This is a genomic window from Marinobacter nauticus ATCC 49840, assembly GCF_000284615.1.
Classification (GTDB): Bacteria; Pseudomonadota; Gammaproteobacteria; order Pseudomonadales; family Oleiphilaceae; genus Marinobacter; species Marinobacter nauticus.
This window is the reverse complement of sequence record NC_017067.1, coordinates 3,880,325-3,905,975: the sequence shown is the minus strand read 5'-3', so window position 1 is coordinate 3,905,975 and position 25,651 is coordinate 3,880,325. Positions and strand designations below refer to the sequence as shown.

Here is a 25,651-nt window from a genome sequence, read left to right as displayed (position 1 = left end):
ATTGATGACCTGCTGCACCTGTCGGTTCGGCCGTATTCTGGCCTCATTGTCCGATATCAATAACAACAGAGGGTGAGTGATGGGCCGTATTACGTTCATTGAACACGATGGCACCGAGCATGTGGTCGACATTGAGGCGGGAAAGTCGCTGATGGAAGCCGCCACCGAGAATGGAGTGCCGGGTATTGATGCTGACTGTGGCGGTGCCTGCGCCTGTGGTACCTGTCATGTGATGGTGGAGGCCAACTGGTTGCCGGCCACCGGCGACATGCTGGCCAGTGAGGCGGGCATGCTGTCGATGACGCCGGAGAAAACCGACACTTCAAGGCTGGCGTGTCAGGTGACCGTGTCGGAGGCCATGGACGGCATGGTGGTGCGTTTGCCGGAATTCCAGATGTAGTCAAACCCTGCAGCCTACCCGCAAGGAGTCACGTTATGCGCCCGCTTTTATCCCAGCTTGAAGCCGCTGTTCAACCCTTGGTCGCGAAAGCCAGTTCCCGCGTTCCCCTGCATTGGCAGATCCGGGGCTCGCACGCACTGCAGGTGGCCCGGCAACGGGCCGGCCTCAGCCGGCCGGTGCCGGAGTTCCGGGAAACCCCGTTGCCGCCGGCGTCTGAGCTGGCGCTGGAACAGATCGATGTCAGCAATCCCTTCCTGTATCGGCAGGGGCTGTGGGAGTCCTATTTCAAACGGTTAAGGGATGAGTGCCCGGTGCACTACCAGGCCAGCAGTCCGTTTGGTCCGTTCTGGTCGATTACCCGTTACGAGGACATTCTTTTTGTCGACAAACACCACGAACTGTTCTCCGCCGAGCCCATTATTTCCATCGGCCCTCAGCCAGAGGGGCTGGAAATCGAGACTTTTATCGCCATGGACCCGCCCCGGCACGATGTCCAGCGTCAGGCGGTGCAGGGGGTGGTGGCACCGAAAAACCTGGCGCAGATGGAGTCGCTGATTCGCCAGCGTACTGCCGGGGTGCTGGATCAGCTGCCGGTGGATGAGCCTTTTGACTGGGTGCAGCGGGTGTCGATCGACCTGACTTCCCGGATGCTGGCCACGCTGTTTGATTTTCCGTTCGACCAGCGGCACAAGCTCGCCTACTGGTCTGACCTGGCCACCGCTGCGCCAGAGACCACCGGTGGCCAGGTTGATCGCGATGAGGGCTTCCGGGCGGCTGCGGATATGGCGCGACATATGTCGTTGCTGTGGCGCGAGAAAGAGGCCCGTAAAGCCGCCGGCAAACCGATGGGGTTTGATCTGATCAGTCTGCTGCTGGAGAACGAACACACCCGGGATATGATCAACCGGCCCATGGAGTTCATTGGCAACATGGTGCTGTTGATTGTGGGCGGCAACGACACGACCCGCAATTCCATGACCGGTGGGGTGCTGGCCCTGAATCGGTTCCCTCAGGAATTCGATCGTCTGAAGCAGGACCCCTCGCTGATCCCGTCCATGGTGTCGGAAATCATCCGCTGGCAAACCCCGTTGGCCTATATGCGCCGGGTTGCGACCCAGGACGTTGAGCTCCGGGGCCAGACCATCCGCAAGGGCGACAAAGTGGTGATGTGGTACGCCTCCGGCAACCGGGATGAGCGGGCCATCGAAGACCCGGACCAGTTCCGCATTGACCGGAAAGACGCCCGCAAGCATCTGGCCTTCGGCTTCGGGGTGCACCGCTGCATGGGCAACCGGCTGGCGGAGATGCAGCTGCGGATTCTCTGGGAGGAACTGCTCGCCCGGTTTGACCGGATTGAGGTGGTGGATGAGCCGGAATACGTGCAGTCCAATTTTGTGCGCGGCTATACCCGTATGAACGTCCGGCTGGGTAAGCGGGACGCGGCTGGTTAATCCGACCAGCTCGCGTTGCGACTTTCTTCAGGCTGCCGTTGTTTTTCCAGCCAGTCGACGGTGTCTGTCAGCGATTGCGGGCGGCACAGGCAGAAGCCCTGCAACAGGTCTGCGCCCATGGCTTTCAGGCGGGCGGCGTCCTGGCCGCTCTCCACGCCTTCGGCCACTACCTGATAGCCCAGGGTGTGGCCCATGGTGATGGCGGTCTCGACAATCACCCGGGCGCTGTCACTGGCCTGGATGTCGTGTACCAGGGTGCGGTCGAGCTTGAGTTCCGAGGCGGGGATCTGCTTCAGGTACGACAATGACGAATAGCCGGCCCCGAAATCGTCGATGGAGATACGCAGGCCCAGGGCGGACAGTCTGCCCAGTGCCTCCAGCCCCTTCTCAGGGTCGTCCATGGCGGCCGTCTCGGTGAGTTCCACGGTGACATGGCCGGCCTCCAGTTGATGCCGCGCCAGGCTCTGGGCGAACTGTTCTTCCAGTCCCGCCGAGAGCAGATCCCGCGCCGAGACATTGATGGCCATCCCCAGGCCTGGCTGTATCTTCTGCAGGGTACGGAGATCGCTCAGGGCCTGGTCGATGACCCAGTGAGTGAGCTGCGTGATCACCCCGGTTTTCTCTGCCAGCGGAATGAAATCAATCGGAGGTACCCAGCCACGCTCCGGGTGCTGCCAGCGGATAAGGGCTTCAAAGCCGATGATCTGCCCGCTGCGGAGATCCATTTTGGGTTGATAGTGAAGTTCGGTGGTGCCGCTGGTCAGGGCTTCCTTGAGGTCCGACATCAGGGTAAGCCTGCGCTCATCGTAGATATCGTTGCTGCGTGAGTAAAAGCCGGTTTCAAAGGGGCCGTGGGGCGCCATTTCCATACCGACATGGGCATTGCGGATCAGTTCACTGGCTTTGCGGCCGTGCTCGGGATAACTGGCGGCCCCAAATCGTGGGTGCGGTTCGATGGCCAGGTGGTCCAGCAGTACCGGCTCGGCCAGTTGTTTGAGGGCCTGGTCCAGGGGCAGGAAATTGTCGCCCGCCCGTTCCACGTCGACCAACAGGCCAAAGCTGTCGCCGGAGAGCTGGTAGACCCGTTCCACACGGCCCTGTTGGTCGACACTGGTGTGCAGCAAGGGGAGCTGTTCGGCCAGTGCGGACATATGCTCGGCGATGGATCGTAACAGCCGCTCACTGCGCTCCAGGCCCAGGGTGCGGTTGATGTCTTTCAGGCGGGTAATACGGGCGACGCCGACCATGTAGCGGCGCTCCGGGTGGGCCCGAAGCTCTTCATCGATCATCCATTCAAACCGGTTCCGGTTGGGCAGGCCGGTAACCGGATCGTGGCTCATGACGTCGTTCAGGCGGTCCTGGGCTTCGCTGTGGGCTTTTTCCTGTCGCAGGCTGTCGGCCTGGGCCCGTATTTTCTGTTCCCGCTCCCGGTACAGTCGGTCGGCCAGGGCCAGCGTGAGAATGAACGCTTCCAGCCCGGAGCCAATCTGCATGGCGTATTCGGTAAAAAAGGTTTCCGGAAACAGGCCCAGCGCACGCCCGGAGGTGGCGAGCACACCGATGGTTAATGGGGTCCAGGCGAGGGTAAAGAATATGCCGGCGCGTACGCCGGCGGCCCAGGCAATCGGGCCGGCGACCAGCAGCAGGGAAAAGAACACCAGCGCAGACACCGAGGCGAGCTGGATCCCGGTGTTGTAACTCATGAAAGGAACCGACACAAAATAGCTGATTTCAAACACCAGCATGGCAATGAGCGCCTTCCGTAACCGGGGGCTGTGCTGTCGCACCTTCAGGAATTCCATGCAGAACAGAATGGAAAACATGGCCAGGAATGGCATGGACAACATCAGTACATGGGCATGAAGGTCGGGCGCGTTGGGATAAAGGTGCTGGAATGAAAACCCGCGGATGGACGCAAAAAACGCCAGGTAGCCGAAAATGGCGAGCGCATAGAACAGGTAGAGCTTTTCCCGGAGCGTCAGGAAGACCGCCAGGTTGATCAGAATGATGACGGACAGGCAGCCGTAGTAGAAAAAATGCAGCTTCTGTTCATCAGCGACCGACTCGAAAAACTCGTGTTCGCGCCAGATGGTCAGGGGCAGCACCATGGTCCCCTGGGTGGCCACCCGAATCATCAGCGTGGTGGTCTCTCCGGGTTCCAGCGCAAACCGCAACAGGTTGTTGGGGTGGTTTACATCCCTGGGGTAAAAGGGCCGGGTATCCCCGGTTTCCAGTGTCCGTGTGACGGTGCGGCCATCCAGCAGATAAAACCGGACATCGTCCAGCTGCGAGTAGCCGAGTTCTGCCACCAGATTGAGCCGGGTGTCGGCCGCATTTTCGACAGGGATTCGGAGCCAGTATACGGAGGAGGTAATGCCCAGGGTGGCTTTGCCATCCGGCTGGCGGCTCCAGCGGGCGTCTGGCAGTGCCAGCACGTCCTGGAGGGAGGCGGAGGCATCAGGATCTTCCCAGTACTGGAACTGGCTGGCAATGGGTTGTTCGGCGCTGATGACAACGGTTGGCGAATTGGCATAGGCGGCTTGGCTGCACAGAACGAGCAGTACAACCAGGACCGTGCGACATGCGTGTTGCAGGTTCACCAAAAGCCGACCTCGCTAGCCAACTCTGACATTGTTTATTGTTATGTCTACCCCGTCAGTCTAGCAATGCTGGGCCGCGAGGGAAGCGCCACGTGCGGTTTTTAATGTAGCAAAATGTGTCATATTGCTAAGTAATTGATGCGTCTTGCGGTTTTACTGCTTCTTCCGGCTGAGCGCCTCCATCATGCGGTTGACGGCTTCCAGGTGTTCCGGTTCGTTGTGGCTCATGCCCTGGAAGCAGGCGCAGATATCCAGGAAATCCCGCAGTTCCGTGCGCTGGGCCATTTTCATCAGGCGCTTGGTCAGCCGGGTGGCCTTGGCGGGCTGCTGGGCGATACTTCTGGCAAGTGTCATGGCCGCGTCCATTAGCTGATCGGCAGGCACCACGTCCATCACGATACCAAGCTGTCTGGCTTCGTTGGCGTCGATCACGCGGCCGGTCAGGGTCAGCTCAAACGCTTTCTGATAGCCGATCAGGCGTTGAAGGAACCAGGCCCCGCCGTCACCGGGAATGATGCCCAGATTCAGGAAGGTTTCGCCAAACTTCGCGTTGTCTGCGGCCAGGCGAAGATCCGCCATGTTGGCCAGATCAAATCCTGCGCCGATGGCGGGGCCGTTCACCGCCGCAATCACCGGCACTTCCACGGCGTCCAGTGCCAGGGGAATGCGCTGGATACCCTTTCGGTAGCGCTCGGCGCATTCCGCCGGGTCGCCTGCGAAGTCCCCGCCCCGTTCGGCCATATCGCGAATATTACCCCCGGCACTGAAGGCCGAGCCTGCACCGGTGATCACCAGTACGGATACCTCCTCGCAGCGGTTCACCCACTCGGCTGTGACAACTATATCGTCGATCAGATGGGAGCCGGTGAGCGCGTTGCGCAGGTCGTGGCGGTTCATGGTGAGCGTGGCCACTCGGTTTTCCAGAGTCAGCAGGGCATCGGTGAGTTGGGGCAGGGTACTCATAGTGGCTCCTTGTTGTTCGCGGTTGCCCCGATTGTGTCCTGACTGGCCGGCGGTTGCCAGCAACCTTTGGTGGAAGACGCATCCAGTGTAATGAGGAGATGTGGTGGTTTTCTGATCAAATTTGAAATCCCTGTCACGTTTCTGTAGCCTTTAATTTAATTGAACGTTCAATTAATAAAGATTGGATGGAAAGCCCATGCCGAAAGTCGGAATGAAAGACACCCGCCGCCAGCAACTGATCGACGCCACCATGGAGTCCATCGCTGAACTGGGGATGCAGAACACCACGATCGTGAGCATCAGCAAGCGGGCGGGAATGTCGTCCGGCATCATCAGCCACTATTTCGGGGGCAAGCAGGGGCTGATTGAGGCCGCCTTGCGCTACCTGCTGGACCAGTTAGGCAAGGAGCTGCGGGAGCGCATGGCGAAAACCGATCGCTCCCCGGCTCAGCGGCTGGACTGCATCATCGAGTCCAACTTTTCCGAGTTCCAGCGTTCGGCGCTGGCGGCGAAAACCTGGCTCAGCTTCTGGGCCCGCTCAATGCACGAGCCGGGGCTGAAGCGTTTGCAGCAGATCAACAACGCCCGGCTGTACAGCAACCTGCGTTATTCCTTCGCGCAGGTGCTGCCGCAGGCCGAGGCGACAGCGGCGGCCCGGCAAACGGCGGCGATGATCGACGGGTTCTGGTTGCGCAGTGCCCTGAGCCTGGACCCGGCCGAGAGCTTTGAAGCCGGCGAGCGGCTGTGCAAGCAGTTTGTCCACGAGACACTGGCCCGGGCTGGCGCCTGAGCCAATTTGAATTCCACGGCCCACAAGGCCTGAAGACACCGAACAGAGGTTACCAACGCGCTATGTCTGCATCTCTTCCTGTGGTTCAGAACTTTGTCCACGGCCGGTTTCTGGCCAACAGCACCGGCGAGACCTTCCCGGTGATGAATCCGGCCACGGGCCAGGTGATCTATGAAGTGGAAGTGGCGGATGAGTCTGTGCAACAGGCCGCCATCGAGAGCGCCCGCGCCGGTTTTGCCCAGTGGGCCGCCACACCCGCCATTGAGCGCAGCCGCATTCTGCTGAACGCGGTGGCCTTGCTCCGCGAGCGAAATGACGAGCTGGCGGCAGTGGAAGTGCGTGACACCGGTAAACCCTGGCAGGAAGCGGAAGCTGTGGATGTGGTGACCGGCGCCGATGCCATTGAGTTCTTTGCCGGCCTGGCACCGTCCATCGAAGGTAACCAGCAGGATCTGGGTGGCGATTTCTACTACACCCGCCGGGAGCCGCTGGGCATCTGTGCGGGCATTGGTGCCTGGAACTATCCGATCCAGATCGCCTGCTGGAAGTCGGCCCCGGCCCTGGCCTGCGGCAACGCCATGATCTTCAAGCCATCCGAAGAAACGCCCATGGGCGCGGTGAAGCTGGCGGAAATCTTTATCGAAGCCGGTGTGCCGGCGGGCGTGTTCAACGTGGTGCAGGGCGCTGCCGAAGTGGGCCAGTGGCTGACCCATCACCCGGAGATTGCCAAGGTGTCGTTCACCGGCGAGGTGGGCACCGGCAAGAAGGTGATGGCCGCCGCCGCGTCGTCGCTGAAAGACGTGACCATGGAACTGGGTGGCAAGTCGCCGCTGATCATTTTCGACGACGCGGACCTGGAGAACGCCATCTCCGCCGCCATGGTGGGTAACTTCTACACCCAGGGCGAGATCTGCACCAACGGTACCCGGGTGTTTGTGCACGAGGATCTCTACCCGCGCTTTATCGAGCGCCTGCTGGAGCGCACCCGCAAGAACATCAAGGCCGGTGACCCGATGAACCTGGACACCAACTTCGGCGCGCTGATCTCCAAAAAGCATCAGGAACTGGTGTTGGGTTACATCAGCAAAGGGCTGGCCGAAGGCGCCACGCTCAGCCACGGCGGTCGGGCCTTTGAGCCGGAGGATTCTCAGGGCGGCTATTTCGTGGAACCGACCATTTTCACCGACTGCACCGACGACATGACCATCGTGAAGGAAGAGATCTTCGGGCCGGTGATGTCTGTGCTCACCTTCCGCGACGAAGACGAGGTGATTGCCCGTGCCAACAATACCGATACCGGACTTGCCGCGGGTGTGTTCACCAATGATATCCGCCGGGCACACCGGGTGATTCACCAGATCCAGGCCGGCATCTGCTGGATCAACAGCTACGGTGCCTCCCCGGCGGAAATGCCGGTGGGTGGCTACAAACTCTCCGGTATCGGTCGTGAGAACGGGCGCGAGACCATTGCGCACTACACCCGGATCAAGTCGGTGTATGTGGGCATGGAAGACATCGACGCCCCGTTTTAACCCCGCAGGCCACAGAGGAGAACGCGTATGAAAGAAAACCAATACGACTACATCATTGTGGGTGCGGGCTCAGCCGGTTGTGTGCTGGCTAACCGTCTGACCGAGGACAGTGAAAACCGGGTGCTGCTGCTGGAAACCGGTGGCAGTGACAAGAGCATCTTCATCCAGATGCCCACCGCGCTGTCCATTCCCATGAACACCAAGAAGTACGCCTGGCAGTTCGAGACCGAGCCGGAGCCGTATCTGGACAATCGCCGCATGCATTGCCCCCGGGGCAAGGTGCTGGGTGGTTCGTCATCCATCAATGGCATGGTGTATGTCCGTGGCCATGCCCGGGATTTCGACGAGTGGCAGTCTGAAGGTGCCGACGGCTGGAACTACCGTAACGTGCTGCCCTATTTCAAGAAGGCGGAAACCTGGGCCTTCGGCGGCGATGCCTACCGGGGGAATTCCGGCCCCCTGGGTGTGAACAACGGCAATAACATGCGCAACCCGCTGTATACAGCGTTCATCCGGGCCGGCGTCGATGCCGGTTATCTGGAGACCGATGATTACAACGGTGCCCGCCAGGAAGGTTTTGGCGCCATGCACATGACCGTGAAGAACGGTCGCCGCTGGTCCACCGCCAACGCCTACCTTCGCCCGGCCATGGCGCGGCCGAATCTGACGGTGGTCACCCATGCCCTGGTGCATAAGGTCCTTCTGGAGGGCAAAACCGCCACCGGCGTGCGCTATGAGCAGGGCGGCCAGGTGCATGAGGCCAAAGCCGCCAAGGAAGTGATTCTGTCGGCCGGTTCTATTGGCTCGCCACATTTGTTGCAGCTTTCGGGTATTGGCAAGCGCGAAGTGCTGGAGCAGGCCGGTATTGAGGTGAAGCATGAGCTGCCGGGCGTGGGTGAGAACCTGCAGGATCACCTGGAGTTCTACTTCCAGTTCCGCTGCCAGAAGCCGGTCTCCCTGAATGGCAAACTGGACTGGTGGAACAAGCTCAAGATCGGGGTGCGCTGGATTCTGCGCAAGGATGGCCTGGGGGCCACCAACCATTTCGAGTCCTGTGGTTTTATCCGCTCCAAGGCCGGCGTTGAATGGCCGGACCTGCAATACCATTTCCTGCCGGCGGCCATGCGCTACGACGGCCGCGAAGCCTTTGATGGCGACGGTTTCCAGCTCCACATTGGTCATAACAAGCCGAAGAGCCGGGGTTTTGTGCATGTGCAGTCTGCCGACCCCAAACAGGCCCCGCGCATCCGTTTCAACTACCTGGAACACGAGGCCGACCGCGAAGGCTTCCGCGACTGCGTGCGCCTGACCCGGGAGATCATCAACCAGCCGGCCATGGACGAGTACCGCGGTGCAGAAATCCAGCCCGGTGTGGATGTGCAGAGCGATGAGCAGATCGATGCCTTCGTGCGCCAGGCGGTGGAGAGCGCTTATCACCCGTCCTGTTCCTGCAAGATGGGCACTGATGCGCTGGCGGTGGTAGACCCGGAAACCCGCGTGCGCGGTATCCAGAATCTGCGGGTGGTGGATTCGTCCATCTTCCCGACCATACCCAATGGCAACCTGAACGCGCCCACCATCATGGTGGCCGAGCGGGCAGCCGACCTTATCCGGGGCAGGGAGCCCCTGCAACCTTCGGACGCGCCGGTCTTCATGGATGACCAATGGCAGGCGCGCCAACGTCCGGGACAAGCGAAACGGTCGCTGGCCTAGCGACCGCAGTCCCGGCCCGGGTACGCAAGGTGCCCGGGTAGCAAGCCCTCAGGATTTCCCTATCAGCGCGACGGCATCCCGCCGTTTTCGGGCGACTGATAGGCAAGTCCTGGGTTTGTGTCCGATTCGAAAGAAGCAGCGCTTACAAAGTAGAGGAGGAACACCCATGCTGTGCACTACAATGACAAGGAACAACCGGAGGGAGATCGCATGACACTCTGGTTATCCACAGGCCTGATCTTTACCTTCGCCGCCATCGCCCTGATTTTGTATCGGTGGTGGGATATGCAGTGCATCGGCGTTACGCCGGTTCGCACGCTGACCTTCATTGCCATCCTGTTCACCTCCGGTCTGGATGTGGGGCTGATCATGTTCCCGCTTACCGAGTTCGGTGGTTACGGCAATGTCTCTGAAAACCCGGAATACGCCTTTGCCAACCCGCTGGCCATTGAGTTCGGGTTCTGGGCCTTCCTGATCTGGGGCTTCTATTTCCTGACCTGCTTCTACTTTGCCATCATTGAGCCGCGGGTGAAGTTCTTCGAGATTCCGATGGTGAAGCTGGTCAACAACGTGGTGATTATCGGCACCTGCGCGTTCACCGCTTACCTGCTGCTGGTGAATCTGCCCTGGTATCTGCCGCAACTGGGCGATGGTGAATCGGTGGTGCCGGCGTTCTACCTCATCGTGTTCCTGTCCATTGCGCTGGCTGTGTATTCCAGCTCCAAGGTCAAATACATCCGTATTCTGAGTGTTGGTTCCAGTGTGCTGTTCATTACCCTGATTGCGGGTATGTGGTTCCGGGCATTTGTTATGGGTAAAGGCTCGCCGGCAGATTTCTTTGGCACCGCCGGCATGCTCGGTGAGTACTTTGCCAACATCCATCACTTTGTCCTGCCCATCAACGACTACCACGAGTTTTATCTGTTCTGGTGGTTTGCCTGGAGCATCATGATTGGTCAGTTCACCGCGCGTTTCGTGAGTGGTATCAAAACCTGGCAGCTGCTGATTGCCATGCTGGTTGTGCCGTCCGTTGCCATTGGCGTGTGGTTCAGCGTGCTCTATTACTATCACGCGGAGGGGCTGAAGATTGCCGCCTTCACCAACATCGCCATGATCTCGGTGGGCGTGTTGATGGTCATCAATTCCCTGGATTCCCTGATCCGGCTCTACACCGATAACCTGAACCTCACGGCGCAACGCCTGGGGCGGGTGAATTATGTGCTCTTCAACCTGGTGGCCATGGTCGGGCTGACCATGTTGTTCAAGCTGGATTTCCTGCGGATTCAGTGGGTGGGTGCGCTGGTGATTGCACTCTACTTTGGTTGCTTTGGTTATATACTGCTCAGGAAACGTTCAGAGGTGGCTGCCATCCAAACGTCACCAAAAGAAAATATTCTGGACTTCCGCAAGATTGAACTTGCAGGTTAAGGCCCCATATCAATGGCAGGTGGCTGAAGGCCCGGAAGGCTTTTGGCCGCCATGTTTAGCCGAAGTTGATGGCTGTATATAGGCTATGCCTATGCTGAGATTGGAAATAATCAATTTTCACTCAGATGGTCAAACCCGTATCTTGTGCATCGTTTCCAAACCATCAGTTAAATGAACCGACAGGAGTTATTCTGAGATGGGTATCGTTAACAGCGAAATCAAACCGTTCAACGCCACCGCATTCAAGCAGGGCGAGTTCGTAGAAATTTCTGAAGCCGACGTTAAAGGCAAGTGGGCCATCTTCTTCTTCTACCCGGCCGACTTCACCTTCGTGTGCCCGACCGAGCTGGGCGACGTGGCTGACAAGTACGAAGAGCTGCAGAAGCTGGGCGTAGAAGTGTTCTCTGTATCTACTGATACTCACTTCACCCACAAAGCATGGCACGACACTTCCGAGACCATCGGTAAGATCAACTACTACATGGTTGGCGACCAGACTGGCACCATCACCAACAACTTCGGTGTTATGCGTGAAGGCCAGGGCCTGGCAGACCGCGCTACCTTCCTGATCGATCCGGACGGTATCATCCAGGCTGTTGAAATCACTGCCGAAGGCATCGGCCGTGACGCCGACGACCTGCTGCGCAAGGTTAAAGCCGCCCAGTACGTTCGCAACCATCCTGGCGAAGTTTGCCCGGCCAAGTGGAAAGAAGGCGAAGAAACTCTGGCTCCGTCTCTGGACCTGGTTGGCAAGATCTAAGTTTCCCCGATTCGGTGAAACTTACAGAAAGGCCCGCACTGCGGGCCTTTTTTGTATCTATCAATCGTTACGACTGAATTTTATAGGTATGGCCTATCAGAAGGTTTGGGTCAATCAATTTGAGCAACGAACCGTCTGGCCGTATCTTAATCATAACTTCAGATAACGATTCATTATTGAATTCAGAAACTTAGTTTCACGACATAAAGGGGAATACCAAACATGTTGGATGCCAATATCAAAGGACAGTTGAAGGCCTATATGGAAAAGCTGCAGCAGCCGATTGAGCTGGTGGCAGCCTATGACGACAGCAAGAAGTCCGAGGAGCTCAAGCAGCTGCTGGAAGTAATCGAGCCGATGTCCGAGAAGATCAGCCTGCGGACCGAGGAATCGACTGAGGTGCGTCGTCCGTCCTTCGCCATCAATCGTGTAGGCACCGACATTGGCGTTCGCTTTGCCGGTATTCCCATGGGCCACGAATTTACTTCGCTGGTGCTGGCCCTGCTGCAGGTGGGTGGCCATCCATCCAAGGCGTCTCAGGAAGTGATCCAGCAGGTTCAGGAGCTGGAAGGTGAGTTCGAGTTTGAAACCTACTTCTCGCTGTCCTGCCAGAACTGCCCGGACGTGGTTCAGGCCCTGAACCTGATGAGCGTGCTGAACCCGAACATCAAGCACACCTCCATTGACGGTGCCCTGTTCCAGGACGAAGTTGAGCAGCGTGAAGTGATGGCGGTACCCAGTGTTTACCTGAATGGCCAGCCCTGGGGCCAGGGCCGGATGACGCTGGAAGAGATTGCGGCCAAGCTGGACACCAACTCGGCTGAAAAAGAAGCTCGTAAGATCAACCAGAAAGATGCGTTTGACGTTCTGGTGATCGGTGGTGGCCCGGCAGGTTCTGCTGCGGCTATCTATGCCGCACGAAAGGGCATTGCGACCGGTATCGCGGCTGAGCGTTTTGGTGGCCAGGTGGCCGACACCATGGGCATCGAAAACCTGATTTCCGTGCCTTACACCGAAGGCCCGAAACTGGTGGCGGCCATGGAGCAGCACGTCAACGAATACGAAGTCGACATCATGAACATGCAGCGTGCCGAGAAGCTGATTCCGGCCGAGCAGACCGGAGGCCTGCACGAGGTACGCCTGGCCAACGGCGGCTCTCTGAAAGCTCGCACGGTGATTCTGTCCACCGGTGCCCGCTGGCGCCAGATGGGTGTGCCGGGTGAGGAAGAGTACCGCAACAAGGGCGTGGCCTACTGCCCGCATTGCGACGGCCCGCTGTTCAAAGGCAAGCGCGTAGCGGTGATTGGCGGTGGTAACTCCGGCGTGGAAGCGGCCATCGACCTGGCAGGTATTGTCGGCCACGTGACGCTGATCGAGTTTGGCGAGCAGATGCGTGCCGATGAAGTGCTGCAGAAGAAACTGCGTAGCCTGAACAACGTGAAGATCATTACGTCTGGCCAGACCACGGAAGTGGTGGGTACCGATGGCAAGGTCAGCGGCCTGAACTACACCGACCGTACCACCGGTGAGTCGCATCACGTTGAGCTGGAAGGCGTGTTTGTTCAGATCGGCCTGGTGCCGAACACCGAGTGGCTGAAAGGCGACATCGAACTGAGCCAGCACGGCGAGATCATCGTAAATGATCGTAACGAGACTTCGATCCCGGGTGTGTTCGCGGCAGGCGATGCCACCACCGTGCCCTACAAGCAGATCGTGATCTCTATGGGTGAAGGTTCCAAGGCTGCCCTGAGCGCCTTCGACTTCCTGATCCGTAACTCTGCTGAGTAAGCTGTTCTCACAAGCCTGAATTCAGGCTGACCCCTGAAACCGGCGCCCACGGGAAGTGGGCTGCCGGTTTTTTTTATGGCTTCAGGAACGGTCCGAGATGTCCTGTTCCAGGCTGCCCGTCTTGGTTTGGGGCTGGCCATCCGCTTCAAACAAGTGGCCATAGGCCCGGCGAACGCCGTCAACGATGAAGTCGAAGGGCACATCGTCGAACACGCCGTGATCGTTGATGTATTCCATATGCGCCTGGCCGTCTTCCGTGAATTCCTGGAAGACCGAGTCGTTCACCCCATCAAACGGCAGGGGCTCTACCTTCATCAGCTCGCATAACTGTCGGTTGAAGGCCGGTGTGGCCTTCACCCAGCGACCATTGAGATACAGCTCGATAAAGCCGTGCATACGGAAAATGTCGGAACGCAGCCACTCAATCAGCTTCGGGCTGGAAAGATGGTTACGTACATCCGCCAGGCCCAGCCGGCTGGGAATGCCGATGGAGCGGGCTGCAGCACCCAGCAGCACGGCTTTGGGAATGCAGTAGGTTTCGCCCGATTCCAGCGCGTAACTGGCCGAGAGCGTGCGTGGCTCGGTTCTGAACACGTAGGGGTTGTACTGGATGCTGTCGCGCACCGCCAGATACAGCGCCTTGATCTGTGCCACCGGCTCGTCCGATACGCCGGCCAGGTGCTGCTGGACCCAGGCCTCGACGGCGGGATGGTCGTAGTCGAAGAAGGGGGTGGCTCTCAGGTAGTTTTCCATTCCGGGCATCCAGAGTTTGCGCATGGTTGGCTGATGATCTCCCGATTAGCAAGCTACAGGCAATGACATTTTCCACCAATCCGGGTGACCAGAGGCACCGGGTTCGATCATCTGGGCAGAGGTCGATGCGGATACCGTATTGTTCGTTATACTGACCGGCAAGATTTGCCGACGGCTAAGGAGCTGCATGGTTTTACGTGTTGTACTGATGATCAGCCTGTTTCTGGGCACCGTTGGTCGGGTGGCGGATGCGGATACGCTCCCAAACCCGAGTGCGTCGGACACGCTCCCGAATGTCGTGTTCCTGTCACCGGATACCTCCCGTTTCTGGCACATGGTTGCAGGATTCATGGAGCAGGTGGCTGCGGACCTGGAGGTTGAGTTTGACGTCCTGTTCGATGAGGAGCGGCATCGGCTCAGTTATCTGAAGCTGGTCCAGCAAGTTCTCAGTCGGGAGGAGAAACCCGATTACCTGATCATCATGTGGAAGGAGCAGGTAACTGCTCAGATCCTGGATTATGCGCGCCGGCAAAGCGTTAAGGTGTTCTCGTTTAACACTGCGGTGCCAGAGGCCGCGCGAGAGAAGGTGGGTTCCGCGCCCAGAGAAAAACTGGAGAACTGGATTGGCCATCTGGGGGTCGATAATGTCTCCGGTGGTCAAATACTGGCCAGGATGCTCGACCAGCGCGCACGGGCGCTCAACCTGGTCAGGTCTGATGAGCCGGTGCCTGTTGTTGCACTGACTGGCACCCTGGATTCCTCTGCGGCTCGTGATCGCAGTCTCGGGCTGCTTGAAGCGACGGATGGTGCAGGCTCTGAACTGTTGCAGTCCGTTCGTGCCGACTGGAGCGAGCAGGAGGCGAGAGACAAAACATCGGTGCTGTTGCGGCGGTATCCGAATACGGCTGCAATCTGGAGCGCCAGCGACGGCATGGCGTTCGGGGCCATGGATGCTGCCCGGCGCGCGGGCTTACGCCCTGGCAATGACTTGGTAGTGGGTGGCATTGACTGGGAGCCGGAAGCGCTTGCGGCGATTCGCGCGGGCGATCTGTATGTCAGTCTTGGCCGGCATTTCATGGGTGGAGGGCTGGCGTTGTTGCTGGTGCACGACTATCACCGGGGATACGATTTTGCAGATAGCGGACAATCGGCCTCGATGCACTACCAGTTTCAGGCAGCGACTGCCGACAACGTGGACGACATCGCCCACATGCTTGCGCCGGAAAACTGGAAAGCTGTGGATTTCCGGGCGTTCAGTCGGGTGTTCAATTCGCAGCTCCGCGAGGTGCCTGTGAGTGCCGAGCGATTAATGGACGGCTTTTCGGCGGCGTTGATGAAGCAGGGTGGCAGGTAGCGCGCCGGAGGAAGGGGCTCCCTCCGGTCGCCAGTATTACTCAGGATTTTCCCTCAAAGCCCTGCATGACATTCACCGCATTCACGCCAATGGCGTCCACATCGTAGCCGCCTTCCATGGTAAACACGGTGGGCAAACCCAGCTGCGCCAGGCGCTGCCCCAGGCTGAGGTAGTCGCCCGAGGCCAGCTTGAAGAACGAGATGGGGTCGTGCTCGAAGGTGTCCACGCCCAGCGCCACCACCAGGGCATCGGGCTTGAACACTTCAATGCGTTCGCAAGCGGTTTCCAGGCCCTGGCTCCAGGTGCTGTAGGGTGTTCCTGGCGGATAGACGATGTTCAGGTTGTAGCCTTCGCCGGTACCTTCTCCGAGCTCGTCTTCAAACCCGAGAAAGTGCGGGAACACCAGATCCGGGTCGCCGTGCAGGCTGATGGTGAGGACATCGGCCCGGTCATAGAAAATGGCCTGGGTGCCATTGCCGTGATGGAAGTCCACATCCAGGATAGCAACCTTGCCGTAGCCCTGGTCCCGGAACGCCTGAGCCACGATAGCTGCGTTGTTGAAGAAGCAGTAGCCACCGAACAGGTCGGCGTGGGCGTGGTGCCCGGGTGGTCGGCACAGGGCAAAGGCAGCGCGCTCACCATCGGCCACCAGTTTCTGGGCGGTCAGGGCCACGTTGGCGGAAGCACGGGCGGCTTCCCAGGTGCCCTCCGAGATCGAGGTTTCGGCGGCAAAGCTGTAATAGCCCAGGCGGCCATCAATGTCCTTGGGAACCCGGTGGCGCATGCCCCGGCCAGCCCATACTGCGGGAATGGCTTCGCCGGGCTTACCCGCAGCCAGCCAGTCCTGCCAGCAGGTCTCCAGAAACGCCACGTAATCCGTTGTGTGCACGCGCTGGATCGGTGCCAGCCCGAATTCTTCCGGCTCCAGAATCTCGCCCAGGGCCTGGTCTTTCACCCTGGCCAGGATGGTCTCGGCCCTTGAGGGTTTTTCATGGGGTTCGATCAGCAGGCCGCCATCAAGTTCGGTGCGCACATGGCGCCGGCTGTGCAACGGGGAGAAGACGGTTTTCATAGGGCGCGAATCCTTGATATCAACGTGGAAGCACTCTGGCACAGGTTTGTGCATGGCTCAAACCCCGTAAGTGTGGCAGGCTGGGGCGCAGCATCGGGAGAGGGGATTACCGCTATGACAGAACTGGTTGCCGGACTTACGCTCAGCCAGGGGTTGGGGCAGCTGTGTGGGTTGGTGGCCCTGGGGTTCTGTATTGCCGGTTTTGCCAACAAGAACGACGACCGCCTGCTGGTCCTGCTGATTTCGGCCAATGTGGCCTTCGCCCTGATGTTCGCGTTCTTTCAGAGCTGGACGGCGGCGGCCCTGACGGTACTGGTGATCCTGCGCATTGCCCTGGCACGCCGGTACCAGGGCAACGGGTTGATCATGGCGGCCATGCTGGTGGTCAATCTGCTGGTGGCCTGGGCAACCTGGACGTCTGCTACCGATGTGTTCCCCCTCACCGCCGCCGTTCTCGGCACAGTGGGCATGTTCATGCTCCGGGGTATTCCCCTTCGTATTGTTCTGGGGCTGGCGGCGCTGGCCTGGATGCTCAATAACCTGGTGATCGGATCCGTCGGCGGTACCCTGGCTGAGGGTATGGTGCTGGTTACCAACATCATTACCATCATCCGGCTGTACCGGTTGCAGAAACAATATCCCGGGCTTGATCTGCAGGCGCCACGGTCGGGAGAAGAGCGCGGGTAAGTTTGTCGTCGTCGCTGGCTTTGGCTATGGTCTAAGGGTGCCAACGGGCACCTAGTAACCGCCAATCAGGAGTGATGCATGGCAAACGACAGTTATCATGAGCCGGTGGGTGAACTGACAGACGACACCCGTGATATGCACCGGGCCGTCAGTTCGCTGATGGAAGAGTTTGAAGCCGTTGACTGGTACAACCAGCGGGTGGATGCCTGCAAGGATCCGGAACTCAAAGCGATTCTTGAACACAATCGCGACGAGGAGAAAGAACACGCGGCCATGGTGCTTGAGTGGATTCGGCGGAAGGATCCGACCATGGACAAGTACCTTCGGGAATTCCTGTTCAAAGAGGGGCCAATCGGTCACCACGACTGACTCAAACAGCCATATCCTGAGCGCAGATTGGCCAATTCCCGGAGCTGTCGGCCTGCGCTATCGTGATTCTCTACACGTGATTACAAGAAACGGATCGGATTCCGAGAGGGCAGGATATGGCTAAACAGCATTATGATGTATTGATCATTGGCGCCGGAGTATCCGGCATTGGCATGGCCTGTCACCTGAAACGGGAATGCCCCGGCAAGCGTTTCGCCATACTGGAGCGCCGCCAGTCCCTTGGTGGCACCTGGGATCTGTTCCGTTACCCGGGTATCCGCTCGGATTCCGACATGTTCACCTTTGGTTATAACTTCCGGCCCTGGACGGGCGGCAAGGTGCTGGCCGATGGCGCGTCGATCAAAAACTACGTCGCGGAAACCGCGAAAGAGAACGATGTCGAGCGCCACATTCGTTACGGCGTGGCCGTGAAGACTGCGGACTGGTCCAGCACCGACAAATGCTGGACCCTGACCGCTGAGAACGAGCAGACCGGCGATCAGGAAACCTACACCGCCAGCTTTTTGGTGGGCTGTACCGGTTACTACAATTATGATCAGGGCTACAAACCGGATTTCCTGGGCGAAGCTGACTTCAAAGGGCAGATTGTCCATCCCCAGCACTGGCCGGAGAATCTGGATTACTCGGGCAAGAAGGTGGTGGTGATTGGCAGCGGTGCCACGGCAATTACCCTGGTGCCCACCATGGCAGAGAAGGCCGCACACGTTACCATGCTGCAGCGTTCGCCCACCTATCTGATGCCGTTGCCATCAACCGATAAAGTCACCCTGGCGCTGCAGAAAGTCCTGCCGGAAAAGACGGCCTACCGGTTAACCCGCGCCCGCAACATTTCGATTTCCCGGCTGCTCTATGAGCGTTCGCGCAAGAGCCCGAAAGCCATGCGCCGGCTCTTTCTGTCGGTGATCAAACGGCAGCTCAAGGGCAAGGCCGACATGCGCCACTTCAGCCCGGACTATAACCCCTGGGACCAGCGCCTGTGCGTGGTGAAAGATGGTGACCTGTTCGAGGCAATCAAGGCCGGTACCGCCTCCATCAAGACCGATCATATCGAGCGCTTCACCAAAACCGGTATTCGCCTGAAGTCGGGTGAGGAGCTGGAAGCCGACATCATCATTCCGGCTACCGGCCTGGACATCCAGATGCTGGGCGGCATCACGCCCCGTGTGGATGGCCAGGAGGTGGCGCTCAAGGACAAGGTGATCTACAAGAATGTGATGGTGGAAGGCGTACCCAACGCGGGCATGATCTTTGGCTACACCAACATTTCCTGGACCCTGAAAGCCGATATTGCCAGTGAGTACCTGTGCCGGCTGATCAACCACATGGATCGTAACGGCCATCAGGTGGCCGTGGCACGAGACACCGAGAACAGTAAGGGAGACGATACCATTCTCGGTTCCCTCGACGCGGGTTATATCAAGCGGGCAGAAGACCGGTTGCCGCGTCAGGGCACCCACGGCCCGTGGAAAGCCTCCCAGAACTATCTGCAGGATGTGAAGATCCTGCGCTTCGATCCCATCGAAGACGGCTATCTTGAGTTTGATGGCCAACCCAGTCGCGCGAGCGAAGGCCGTTCATCCGGTTTCCTTCGCCCGCTGCGTTCGGCTCTGTTCGGGGCCTGAGTCAGGCCCCGATCGTTACCGGTCCTCCGCCGACACCGAGACGTTGGCAGTAGTGTCGGCAGCTTGCCTCCAGGTACTGAGCGAACGGCGGTAAATGCACGTTCTGCTGCGCCAGAAACTGCTCTGTACGGGATGTGTCGAAACGGCAGGTCTGAATAAACGCCAGGGACTCCGGGGCCACCTTCAGCAGCCCGGGCAAGCCAGGTATGGCCAGCAGAGCTTTCATCACGCCGATAGGAAGATGCCTGCGCGGACCAGGCTTGCCCAGGAGTTGCGCCGCGGCCTGTAACAGCCCCGCCAGATTGGGTGTGTTCTGGTCCAGCGCCAACAGCGTATCGGGTACGTGAGTGGCCGTGCAGGCCGCTGCAATTAGTTGGGCCAGGCTATCCACCGGAATCAATGGCAACCAGTGCTCTGGCGACCCCGGAATCACGGCCAGTCGCCCGTGGTAGAGGTTGTCGAGCAAGCTGTACAGCGGTTGGGCCGGGTCCAGGTCCCCCGTTGATCCGTGGCCCGCCACCGTCGCTGGCTGTACTTCGACCGCATTCAGCCCGTGCCTTGCCACGAATTCCCGCAAGCGGAATGCGGATTCCAGTTTGCTCGCCTCATAGCCACCGGCCCGCCGGTACACCTGGCTCCAGTCGGTCTGCTCCGGGTGACTCAGTTGAATGCCCTGGCGTGACAGGTGTGCCTCGTTGGCGAGCATGAACCCCGTAATAAACACCAGCCGGCAGTTCAGGTGGCGGGCCAGTTCCGCCACCCGAAGACTGCCGGTAACGTTGGTGTGACGGGCCTCGTGCTCGGGCAGGTTCCAGGCGAACCGGGCGGCCAGATGCACGATGCATTCGATGCCGTTCGGTAAGGTGACCAGCCCCAGATCCGGCTTTTCCAGATCGCCTTCCAGGGCGGAAAACCGCTCCATGGCGACGCCCTGCTGTTCGAGAAAGTCGGTGAGCTGGGTCAGGCTGGACTTGGAGCGGGTCAGTGCCTTCACGTCATGCCCCTGCTGCAACAGGGTGAGGCAAAGATATTTACCAATAAAACCGGTGGCGCCGGTGATCATGATGGTCATGGTGCGTTCCTTGTTCATTGAGTCGAACGCAGCCTAAAGTATGGAGTATGCTCGAAGGTCAACAGGGAGAGTGCTTGGCATGAGGATATCGGAACTGGAACGGCGCACCGGGATAACCCGGGATACCCTGCGCTACTACGAAAAACAGGGGCTGATCCGGGAGGTGGGCCGCAGCGGAAACAACTATCGGGACTACCCGGAGCAGGCCGTCGCGCGTGTTGCGATGGTGCGGCAACTCAAGAGCCTGGGTTTTTCGCTGAACGAAATCCGTGAGTTGCTGGATGCGGTTCGCTCGGACCGGATTGATTGCCTGCAGGGTGCGGCGGTGATGGCCCGTAAGAGGACCCTGGTGGATGCCCGGATTCGTGAGCTGAAGGCCGTCAGTAAGTTGTTGAAGCAGGAGCAGGCCCGCCTGGAAGCCAGTGCCAGGGAGCACGGGCTGGTTTGATGGCTATCCTCATATTTGCTGATGGCGCGGTAAAAGTAGCTTCCTTAACATAGACGATCTATTCGGGTTCCTTTGATCTGTCCGGGAAACGGTCTTGCTGCCACTTCGCTCCGCGTTAGCCTACGTTGCCTTACTCTCTGCCATTCTGGCGAGCCTGCCGGGTATGACCTATCTGGGGGCCGCCGCCGCGGGTGCGACCGTCTTGCTGGGCTGGCAGGACATGCGCAACGTGCCCCGGGTGGTGTTTGTCGTGGCGCTGGTTATGCTGGTTTTTGCCCTGGGCTATGACCCGGAGCTGATTGAGACCGCATCCGGCAACATGACCCGGCTGGCCGGCCTGATGCTGGCGGTGATGCTGCTGTCGAATGTGCTGGCCCGCACCGAGGACCTGCAACAGATTTCCGTCAGTCTGTTTGGTGGTAAGCCGCTGGCCCGATACCTCAGCCTCGCGTTCGGCACTTCGCTGGTGTCTGTTCCCCTGAACTTTGGTTCGGTGGCGGTGGTGGGCAGCTTGGTGGGCGAGCGTATCCGTCGCAATGGCGATTCCGAATCTACCCGCAATGCCACCCGGGCTGTTTTGCGAGGGTTTGGTGTCGCCCCCATGTTTTCGCCCCTGTCCATTTCGGTGGTGCTGACCCTGACGCTGTTGCCGCAGGTGAGTCTGCTTTCGCTGTTGTTACTGGCGGTACCGTTTTCCGTGCTGATGGTGCTGGCGGGGCTGCACTGGCGAGAACCGGAACCGTTGCAAAGCACAGAACGGAGCGTTAACCGTGCTGGCGCGGGTAGCTGGTTGCGGTTTGGTGGGTTGATTCTGGCGATCTGCGTGGGTGTACTCTGGCTCAGCCACCGGTTCGGGTTGAGTTATGCCCATGCGGTGGCCTTGAGCTGTCTGGCAGCGGTACTCTTGTACCGGATTCTGGGTTGGTTAAAGCGGGAAAATCCGCCCCTGGCCAGCATGGCCAATGTCAGCAATGAGCTGGCCATTGTTGGTGGCTCGGCGTTTATCGGGGCGGTGCTCAGTGGCGTGGTACTGGGCCAGATCAGCGGTCAGCCGGAATTGCCTGTGTGGCTCTGGGCGCTGCTGGCGGCCGGTGTACCCTGGGTGTTTTTTGCTGCCGGACTGGCGGGTATGAACCCGATTATTATTGCTACCCTCATTGGCGGTATTCTGGGTTCGCTGTGGCCGGGCGCAGCTCAGCTCGGCCTGGCCATCGCCATGGTTACTGGCTGGGGTATTACCGCCTTCGGCACGCCCTTTGCGGCCAATGCTTTGATTATGGAACGGCTGACCGGATACCGGACAAGGGATGCCTCGTTTCGCTGGAGCCTGGCGTTGTCGCTGTCGGGGCTTTGCGCAGCCAGTCTTCTGGGCTTCAGTCTGACCCTGTGGCTGGCTTGAGGTAAGCCGGGTCGAAGCGCTCGAGGCTTCGGGCCAGGCTGGCGCGGGACAGTTCGCCCATATGGGTATCCACGAGGTGGCCCTCGACGTTGTAGAACAGGGTGGTGGGCAGGCCGTGGCTGCCGACTACCCGGCCAAACCGGTTCTGCCTGTCGCTCAGTACGTGGCTCAGGTTCAGGTTCTGTGCCATCAGGAACTTGCGGATGGTTTCCGGGTGTTCGCCCTGATTGGCGAACACAAAGTTCACGTTCGGGTAGCGTTGCTGGGCGTCTTCCAGCACCGGCATCTCGCGGATACATGGCGGGCACCAGGTGGCCCAGAGATTGACCACCGTGGGCTTGTCACCGGCCAGGCTGGCCAGGTCTACCGGGCGTTCGTTCAGATCGGTCAGTGCCACTTCCGGCAGGCCCCGGGTTTGCTGGTTGATCAGCGCAATAATGCCAGACATACCGCCCCAGATGATGAGGCCAGCCGCGACCGCCGAGCCCAGCGCCCGGCGTATGGCCGCCCGTTTCCACATCAGGTAACCGGTGAAGGCCAACGCAGCAATCAGGCCGGTCACCAGGTCGAACCCGCCGTCGCGGATGTCGATCATGCCCAGCCAGTCGCCCTGATACTCGCTGAAGTAGCGCACCACAAAACCGATGCGGGCACTGACCATGGCCACCAGAAAGATATCGGCCAGGGTACCGGCCACCGGCGTTTTCTCTTTCCGGCCGATCAGGGCGCCAACCACCAGGGCAACCACGAAGGCCAGAACGAGAAGCAGGTGTCCGATGGACAGGCTGAGGGGGCCGATGCCTACGCTGAGCATGGAATCTCCGGAAATCGGTGAGTTTTTAGTAGCATACGGCGGCTAATGACCGCCGGGCCCTGTCAGAGTTCCATTTATCACCCTGAAAATGAAGGCCGGCCAATAAAACCACCTATAGCTATTTGCCGGGTGCTCTGTTACCGTGCCTGCATCCTGCCTCTAGGGATTCCGCAGTTTCCGGCTTAAAGCCGCCTTGCGAACCATTTCATACGACCTGTCAGAGGACGTCACCCCGAACCCGGCGAGTGACCGTAGTCGTCTTTTATTCCATGACTTTCATGGCATCTGCCCGCATTCGCCGACGACGGTGTTCGTGGAGGCAGAATCAATCAAGAGTACATCGTATATGAGTTTTTCTTCTCTCGGTTTGTCCGAGCAGCTGGTCCGTGCCACCGCCGATCAGGGTTATGAAACCCCGTCTCCCATCCAGCAGCAGGCGATTCCTGCGGTGCTGTCTGGCAAAGATGTAATGGCCGCGGCCCAGACCGGCACCGGTAAAACCGCTGGTTTTACCCTGCCTTTGTTGCAGCGCCTGGCGGAAAATCCCCGCACTGGCAAAGGCCCCCGCGCCCTGATTCTCACACCTACCCGTGAGCTGGCCGCCCAGGTACACGATAGCGTGAACCTTTACAGCAAATACGTACCCACCAAGGCCGCTGTGGTTTTTGGTGGTGTAAAGATCAACCCGCAGATGATGAAGCTGCGCAAGGGCCTGGACGTACTGGTGGCCACACCGGGCCGTTTGATGGACCTGTACCAGCAGAACGCGGTGCGCTTCAACGAAGTGGAAATCCTGGTGCTGGACGAAGCCGACCGCATGCTCGACATGGGCTTTATCCGCGATATTCGCAAGATCCTGGCGTTGCTGCCGGCCAAGCGCCAGAACCTGCTGTTCTCCGCCACCTTCTGCAACGAAATCCGTACCCTGGCCCAGGGCCTGCTGGATAACCCGGTGCAGGTGGAAGTGGCGGCCCGTAACACCACCGCCGAGAAAGTGAAGCAGTCCGTTTACCCGGTTGACCAGAGCCAGAAGACAGCCTTGCTGAGCAAGCTGGTGCGTGACAACGACTGGGATCAGGTACTGGTTTTCACCCGTACCAAGCACGGCGCCAACCGCCTGACCCAGAAGCTGGAGAAAGACGGTATCACGGCTGCCGCCATTCACGGCAATAAGTCCCAGGGTGCCCGTACCCGTGCCCTGGCGGATTTCAAAGCCGGTGAAGTGCGCGTACTGGTCGCCACCGACATTGCTGCCCGTGGCCTGGATATCAAACAGCTGCCGCAAGTGGTGAACTTTGAACTGCCGAACGTGCCGGAAGATTACGTGCACCGCATTGGTCGTACCGGCCGTGCCGGTGAAAGTGGCCATGCCCTGTCACTGGTCAGTGCTGACGAAGGCAAGCTGCTGGCGGGTATCGAGAAGCTGATCAAGAAGCAGCTTCCGCGCAAGGAAGTGGAAGGCTTCGAGCCGAAAAACAACCTGCCGCTGAAGCCCAAGGCCAAAGCAGACCCGAGCAAGGCGCGGAATCGTCGCCCTCAGGGTGGCAATGGTAAGAGCTTTGGCCCGAAGCCGACTGGTCGTAGCGGCGGTCGTGGCCGTGGTGGTCAGGGCGAAGGACAGGGCCGTGGCCAGGGGCAGGGTAGAAGTGGTCGCCCGGCTCAACGCCAGAGCGCCTGAAAACCGTTTCTCCTGACATAAAAAAGGCGGGGCCGAAGCCCCGCGCAGGAGAACGCACCATCCGGTAGCCGACAGACCGTGGGAGCTACCGGGAGTGCGGATCAGAACTTGTAGGTGAAACCTACCATGTAGACCATGGGGTCGATTTCGACTTCGAATTCGTCGGTTTCTGCCAGTTTGGTTCCGTTGGCATCAAACACATCGACTCTGGCGTCGGTGTTGATGTCGGCCCACCAGATCGCGGCGTTCAGACCGAAGTTCTCGCTCAGCATGTAATCCATGCCTACTTCAACGGCGACGCCAACGCTGTCGTCCAGTTCCAGTTCGCTGGATGCCACACCCAACGCGTTATCCAGATTGCTGCTGGTTTTCTCTTCGAAGAACACGGTGTAGTTCACACCCACGCCTGCGTACGGCTGGAAAGCGGAAGAGCTCGCCATCGGGAAATACTGCAGCGTGAGGGTAGGTGGCAGATGCTTGGTCTCACCAAGCTTGAGGTCGCCGGGCAGGTCGCCGCCACCGTTAATGTTGTGTTTGAACGGGGTTGCACCCAGTACGCCCAGGCCCAGGTGATTGGTCACCATGTATGTTGCACGCAGGCCCAGCTGGGTGTTGGTGTCAACGCTGACCTTGGAATCCACGCCAGCTCCCAGCAGCGGTGCGCCGCCTACGGTGATGGAATCACTGGAGTCATCCGGCGCGACATGAACCGCACCCGCACGCAGAACAAAATCACCCGCTTCAAAAGCCTGAGCTGCAGGAGCCACTGCCATTACGGCCGCAGCCAGAACACTGAGTTTAAAACCACGAGACATAGCCATCTCCTTATCCATGAAAGATCGATGGCTTAAATGTAATGACATCCGGACAGGCAATCTTGATTTAGCGCAAGAAATGGCGGAAGGCAGCGCGACTGGCCAATAAGTCTTGATTCAAC

At 59.3% G+C, this 25,651-nt stretch carries 22 protein-coding genes; 15 read left to right on the top strand and 7 right to left on the bottom strand.

What is annotated here, in order from left to right:
• The first annotated feature begins 79 nt into the window (after positions 1–79).
• Together MARHY_RS17965 and MARHY_RS17960 are read left to right on the top strand one after the other, a co-directional pair.
• A complete protein-coding gene (locus tag MARHY_RS17965) occupies positions 80–400 on the top strand; it encodes a 2Fe-2S iron-sulfur cluster-binding protein (protein WP_023007704.1) in 321 nt (106 codons plus the stop codon).
• A gap of 35 nt (positions 401–435) precedes the next feature.
• Positions 436–1,851: a cytochrome P450 gene (locus MARHY_RS17960; RefSeq protein ID WP_041655251.1), complete on the top strand. Its 1,416-nt coding sequence runs from the start codon at positions 436–438 to the stop codon at positions 1,849–1,851.
• Here MARHY_RS17960 and MARHY_RS17955 read toward each other — a convergent pair.
• Both MARHY_RS17955 and MARHY_RS17950 read right to left on the bottom strand, forming a co-directional pair.
• Positions 1,848–4,451: an EAL domain-containing protein gene (locus tag MARHY_RS17955; protein ID WP_041655677.1), complete on the bottom strand. Its 2,604-nt coding sequence runs from the start codon at positions 4,449–4,451 to the stop codon at positions 1,848–1,850. The two genes, MARHY_RS17960 and MARHY_RS17955, sit on opposite strands and share 4 nt — an antisense overlap.
• Before the next feature lie 153 nt (positions 4,452–4,604).
• Positions 4,605–5,414: an enoyl-CoA hydratase-related protein gene (locus MARHY_RS17950; RefSeq protein ID WP_041655249.1), complete on the bottom strand. Its 810-nt coding sequence runs from the start codon at positions 5,412–5,414 to the stop codon at positions 4,605–4,607.
• Positions 5,415–5,610: 196 nt separating this feature from the next.
• Here MARHY_RS17950 and betI point away from each other — a divergent pair, with 196 nt between their 5' ends.
• The 6 genes from betI (at position 5,611) to ahpF (ending at position 13,425) form a co-directional block, all read left to right on the top strand.
• The gene (betI, locus tag MARHY_RS17945) at positions 5,611–6,204 is read left to right on the top strand and encodes a transcriptional regulator BetI (RefSeq protein WP_023008748.1); all 594 of its coding nucleotides are present in this window, start codon (positions 5,611–5,613) and stop codon (positions 6,202–6,204) included.
• A gap of 62 nt (positions 6,205–6,266) precedes the next feature.
• Complete coding sequence (gene betB, locus MARHY_RS17940; protein ID WP_041655238.1) at positions 6,267–7,736, top strand: betaine-aldehyde dehydrogenase; 1,470 nt, start codon at positions 6,267–6,269, stop codon at positions 7,734–7,736.
• A gap of 27 nt (positions 7,737–7,763) precedes the next feature.
• Positions 7,764–9,449 (top strand): choline dehydrogenase, encoded by a 1,686-nt coding sequence (gene betA / locus MARHY_RS17935; RefSeq protein WP_011787242.1) that lies wholly within the window; start codon positions 7,764–7,766, stop codon positions 9,447–9,449.
• A 171-nt stretch (positions 9,450–9,620) separates the two neighbouring features.
• Positions 9,621–10,877, top strand: a complete 1,257-nt coding sequence (locus MARHY_RS17930; protein ID WP_011787241.1) for a BCCT family transporter — start codon at positions 9,621–9,623, stop codon at positions 10,875–10,877.
• 196 nt (positions 10,878–11,073) lie between these two features.
• Positions 11,074–11,637, top strand: coding sequence for an alkyl hydroperoxide reductase subunit C (gene ahpC, locus MARHY_RS17925; protein ID WP_011787240.1), 564 nt, complete (start codon positions 11,074–11,076; stop codon positions 11,635–11,637).
• A 222-nt stretch (positions 11,638–11,859) separates the two neighbouring features.
• Complete coding sequence (gene ahpF / locus MARHY_RS17920) at positions 11,860–13,425, top strand: alkyl hydroperoxide reductase subunit F (RefSeq protein ID WP_014423077.1); 1,566 nt, start codon at positions 11,860–11,862, stop codon at positions 13,423–13,425.
• 81 nt (positions 13,426–13,506) lie between these two features.
• On the opposite strand, the gene MARHY_RS17915 is transcribed toward ahpF, so the two are convergent.
• Positions 13,507–14,178, bottom strand: a complete 672-nt coding sequence (locus MARHY_RS17915) for a transglutaminase-like domain-containing protein (protein WP_041655233.1) — start codon at positions 14,176–14,178, stop codon at positions 13,507–13,509.
• A gap of 187 nt (positions 14,179–14,365) precedes the next feature.
• On the opposite strand from MARHY_RS17915, the gene MARHY_RS17910 reads away from it, so the two are divergent.
• A complete protein-coding gene (locus MARHY_RS17910; protein WP_050999031.1) occupies positions 14,366–15,532 on the top strand; it encodes an ABC transporter substrate-binding protein in 1,167 nt (388 codons plus the stop codon).
• Positions 15,533–15,572: 40 nt separating this feature from the next.
• Here the strand turns inward: MARHY_RS17910 and MARHY_RS17905 are convergent, their stop codons facing one another.
• Complete coding sequence (locus tag MARHY_RS17905) at positions 15,573–16,604, bottom strand: histone deacetylase family protein (RefSeq protein WP_041655231.1); 1,032 nt, start codon at positions 16,602–16,604, stop codon at positions 15,573–15,575.
• 114 nt (positions 16,605–16,718) lie between these two features.
• Between MARHY_RS17905 and MARHY_RS17900 the strand changes: the two genes are divergently transcribed.
• From MARHY_RS17900 to MARHY_RS17890, 3 genes are all read left to right on the top strand, one after another.
• Positions 16,719–17,291 (top strand): YgjV family protein, encoded by a 573-nt coding sequence (locus tag MARHY_RS17900; protein ID WP_022991375.1) that lies wholly within the window; start codon positions 16,719–16,721, stop codon positions 17,289–17,291.
• 78 nt (positions 17,292–17,369) lie between these two features.
• The gene (locus tag MARHY_RS17895; RefSeq protein WP_011787234.1) at positions 17,370–17,660 is read left to right on the top strand and encodes an encapsulin-associated ferritin-like protein; all 291 of its coding nucleotides are present in this window, start codon (positions 17,370–17,372) and stop codon (positions 17,658–17,660) included.
• Between the two features lie 116 nt (positions 17,661–17,776).
• A complete protein-coding gene (locus MARHY_RS17890; protein WP_014423072.1) occupies positions 17,777–19,303 on the top strand; it encodes a flavin-containing monooxygenase in 1,527 nt (508 codons plus the stop codon).
• Between the two features lies 1 nt (position 19,304).
• On the opposite strand, the gene MARHY_RS17885 is transcribed toward MARHY_RS17890, so the two are convergent.
• Positions 19,305–20,375 (bottom strand): SDR family oxidoreductase, encoded by a 1,071-nt coding sequence (locus MARHY_RS17885; RefSeq protein ID WP_226374362.1) that lies wholly within the window; start codon positions 20,373–20,375, stop codon positions 19,305–19,307.
• Positions 20,376–20,454: 79 nt separating this feature from the next.
• On the opposite strand from MARHY_RS17885, the gene MARHY_RS17880 reads away from it, so the two are divergent.
• Complete coding sequence (locus tag MARHY_RS17880; protein WP_014423070.1) at positions 20,455–20,823, top strand: MerR family transcriptional regulator; 369 nt, start codon at positions 20,455–20,457, stop codon at positions 20,821–20,823.
• Positions 20,824–20,917: 94 nt separating this feature from the next.
• Positions 20,918–22,222: a hypothetical protein gene (locus MARHY_RS17875; protein ID WP_014423069.1), complete on the top strand. Its 1,305-nt coding sequence runs from the start codon at positions 20,918–20,920 to the stop codon at positions 22,220–22,222.
• On the opposite strand, the gene MARHY_RS17870 is transcribed toward MARHY_RS17875, so the two are convergent.
• A complete protein-coding gene (locus MARHY_RS17870) occupies positions 22,197–23,036 on the bottom strand; it encodes a TlpA disulfide reductase family protein (protein WP_014423068.1) in 840 nt (279 codons plus the stop codon). The two genes, MARHY_RS17875 and MARHY_RS17870, sit on opposite strands and share 26 nt — an antisense overlap.
• Before the next feature lie 346 nt (positions 23,037–23,382).
• Between MARHY_RS17870 and MARHY_RS17865 the strand changes: the two genes are divergently transcribed.
• Positions 23,383–24,714 carry a DEAD/DEAH box helicase gene (locus tag MARHY_RS17865; protein ID WP_014423067.1) on the top strand — a complete coding sequence of 444 codons (1,332 nt, stop codon included), beginning with the start codon at positions 23,383–23,385 and terminating at the stop codon, positions 24,712–24,714.
• A gap of 101 nt (positions 24,715–24,815) precedes the next feature.
• On the opposite strand, the gene MARHY_RS17860 is transcribed toward MARHY_RS17865, so the two are convergent.
• Positions 24,816–25,529 carry an OmpW/AlkL family protein gene (locus MARHY_RS17860; protein WP_014423066.1) on the bottom strand — a complete coding sequence of 238 codons (714 nt, stop codon included), beginning with the start codon at positions 25,527–25,529 and terminating at the stop codon, positions 24,816–24,818.
• Positions 25,530–25,651 lie beyond the last annotated feature (122 nt).